The sequence below is a fragment of the Jatrophihabitans sp. genome, from assembly GCA_036389035.1.
Classification (GTDB): Bacteria; Actinomycetota; Actinomycetes; order Mycobacteriales; family Jatrophihabitantaceae; genus Jatrophihabitans_A.
The window spans coordinates 1-3,106 of the sequence record DASVQQ010000038.1; the positions used below are offsets into that span (position 1 = coordinate 1).

The following is a 3,106-nucleotide window of genomic DNA, read 5'->3' on the forward strand; positions in this document are numbered from 1 at the left end:
CGGGTGTCTGCGGTGACGCCGAGGGCGCGCAGGTGGTGGGCGAGTTGGTTGGCGGCGGTGTTGAGCTGGGCGTAGGTCAGCTGGTCGGTGCTGGATTCGACGGCGATGGCGTCGGGGTGCGCGGCGACCTGAGCGGCGAACCGCTCGGCGATGCCGCTCCGGACCGGCTGCCGGGTCTGGTTCCAGTCCTGGACCAGTCGCAGCCGTTCGGTCGCGCCCACCAGGGGCAGTGTCGCGGCGGGCTGGGCCGGCCGCTCGGCCAGCTGGGCGAGCGCGTGCCGCAGGTAACCGGCGATCCGATCGGCCGACTCCACGCCGAACAGCCCGCTGGCGTACTCGAGGACGCCGACGATCCGGCCGTCGGACTCACCGAGGGACAGGGTCAGGTCGTACTTGGCCACCGAGCTTGCCGGCCCCAGCGCGCGCACCTCGACGCCGGGCAGCTCCAGTTCGGCGTTCTCGTTGTTCTGCCAGGCGAACAGCACCTGGAACACCGGGGCGTGGGCCAGGCTGCGGGTCGGGTTGACCAGCTCGACCAACTGCTCGAACGGCAGGTCCTGGTGCTCCAGCGCCGCCAGCGTCACCGCGCGCACCCGCTCCAGCAGCTCGGCGCCGGTGGGGTCACCGGCCAGGTCCACCCGCAACGGCAGGGTGTTGACGAAGAACCCGATCAGGCCTTCGAGCTCGGTCAGGCGCCGGTTGGCGGTGGGCGTGCCGATCACCACCTCGTCCTGCCCGGACAGCCGGCTGAGCACCAGCGCCAGGCCGGCCAGCACGGTCATGAACAGCGTGCAGCCGGCCCGCCGGCTCAGCGCGTGCAGCGCGGCGGTCAGCTCGGCGTCGAGTTCCACCCGCAGCTGGTCACCGCGGTAGTCCTGCTCGGCCGGCCGGGGCGCGTCGGTGGGAAGTTCCAGCAGCGCCGGCGCGCCGTCCAGGGCCTGCTTCCAGAACTCTGACTGGCCGGCCAGCACCTCACCGGTGAGCCACCCGCGCTGCCAGGCGGCGTAGTCGGCGTACTGCACCGGCAACGGCGGCAACGGATCCGGCCGGCCGTCGCGCAGCGCGGTGTAGAGCGCGCCGAGCTCGCGGGCCAGCACGTCCATCGACCAGCCGTCCGACATCACGTGGTGCAGGGTGAGCAGCAGCACGTGCCGGTCCGGACCCAGCACCACCAGCCGGCCGCGCGCCAGCGGCCCATGTGCCAGGTCGAACGGCGCGGCGGCCTCCGCGCGGCGGATCCGGTCCAGCTCGGCCTCGGCGTCGGCCTGCCCGCTCAGGTCCTCGGTTCGCAGCCGGAACCCGACGCTGGGCGGGTCGACCAGTTGGGTGAGCGCGCCCGCGACGCTGACCAGGCGGGTGCGCAGCACCTCGTGCCGGGCGGTCAGGGCGTCCAGCGCGCCGGCCAGCGCCGCCCGGTCCAGCGGGCCGTCCAGGCTGAACGCCTCGACGACGTGGTAGGCCTCGCTACCGCCTTCCAGCTGCGCCAGGAACCACAGCCGCTGCTGGGCGAAGGACGCATCCAGCGGCCTGGTCCGGTCGGCGCCGGTGATCGGCGGCAGTACCTGCTGGCCGGCCGGCAGCCCCTGCCGCCGCGTCAGCCGCTCGGCTGATGTCAGCCACTCGGCGAGCGCCGCCACCGTGGGCGCGGCGAACAGCGCGGTGGCCGGCACCTCGCGGTCCAGCCTCTCGCGGATCTTCGACACCACCCGGGTGGCCAGCAGCGAGTGCCCGCCCAGGGCGAAGAAGTCGTCGTGCCGGCCGATCCGCCGCGGGCTTAGCAGCTCGGCGAAGATCGCGGCCAGCTCGCTCTCCAGCGGCCCGGCCGGCTCGGCGTACTCGTCCTGGCCGTAGGCCTGGGCATCGGGCGCCGGCAGCGCGGCGCGGTCGATCTTGCCGTTGGGGGTCAGCGGCCAGGCGGCCAGTCGCACGAAGGCAGCCGGCGTCATGTGCGCGGGCAGGGTGTGGGCCAGCCACTGGCGGGCGGCGCCGGCGCTGACCTGCTGGCTGTCATCGGTGCGGTAGTAGGCCACCAGTTGCCGGTCATCGCCGGCCAGCTGGCGGGCCGTCACCACCGCGTCCCGCACACCGGGGCAGGCCGCCAGCCGGGCCTCGATCTCGCCCAGCTCGATCCGGAAGCCGCGGACCTTGACCTGATGGTCCTCGCGGCCGAGGAATTCCAGCTCACCGCTGGGCAGCCACCGGCCCAGGTCACCGGTCCGGTACAACCGCTCGCCCTCGTCGAACGGGCTGGCCAGAAAGCGCTCGGCGGTCAGCTCCGGCCGGTTCAGGTAGCCGCGGGCCACGCCGGCGCCGCCGATGTGGATCTCACCGGCCAGGCCGTCGGCCACCGGTTGGCCCGCCTCGTCCAGCAGGTGGATCCGCACGCCGGGCAGCGGCCGGCCGATCGGCAGGCTGTCCAGGCGTTCCAGGCCGCCGGCCGGGACGGTGAAGTGGGTGCTGTCGACGCAGGCTTCGGTGACCCCGTAGGCATGGACGATCCGCACCTGCGGGCCGCACAGCTCGCGCAACCGGGCCGCGCTGGCGGCCGTCCAGACGTCGGAGCCGCAGACCACCGTGCGCAGCTCCGGCAGGTCTTCGCCGGTGCCCTGCCAGTGATCCAGCAGCCCGTTCAACACCGCCGGGACGAAGTCGGCGAAGCCGATCCGGCTGCGCCGCATCAGGTCGAACAGCCCGGCGCCGTCGAGCAGCAGCTCGGACGGGCAGAGCACCAGCCGGCCGCCGAAGCCCAGCGCGCGCACCACGTCGGCGGTGAACACGTCGAAGGAGAAGCCGGCCATCTGCAGGTGCGCCAGGCCCGGACGCAGCTCCAGTGACCGCTCCCAGGCGGCGGCGATGGCGGCCAACTGGCCGTGCTCGACCAGTACCGCCTTGGGCTGCCCGGTGGAGCCGGAGGTGTAGATGACATAGGCCAGGTGCTGCCGGCTCAGGCCGACGTCGCCGGGGTCCGGGTCGGTGGTGGGCGCGTCGGCCCAGGTGGCGGCGTCGGCGTGCAGGTCGAGGACCGGTAGCGGGTGGGGCAGTGCCGCGATCGCGGGTTGGAGGGCGGCGCGGGTGGCGGTGTCGGTGATGAGCAGGGTGGGGTCGC

1 protein-coding gene is annotated in these 3,106 nt (G+C 74.0%); it reads right to left on the bottom strand.

Translation table 11 applies throughout. The features are described 5' to 3' along the window. On the bottom strand, positions 1-3,106 hold a 3,106-nt coding region (locus tag VF557_18700; GenBank protein ID HEX8082244.1), incomplete at both ends, for an amino acid adenylation domain-containing protein.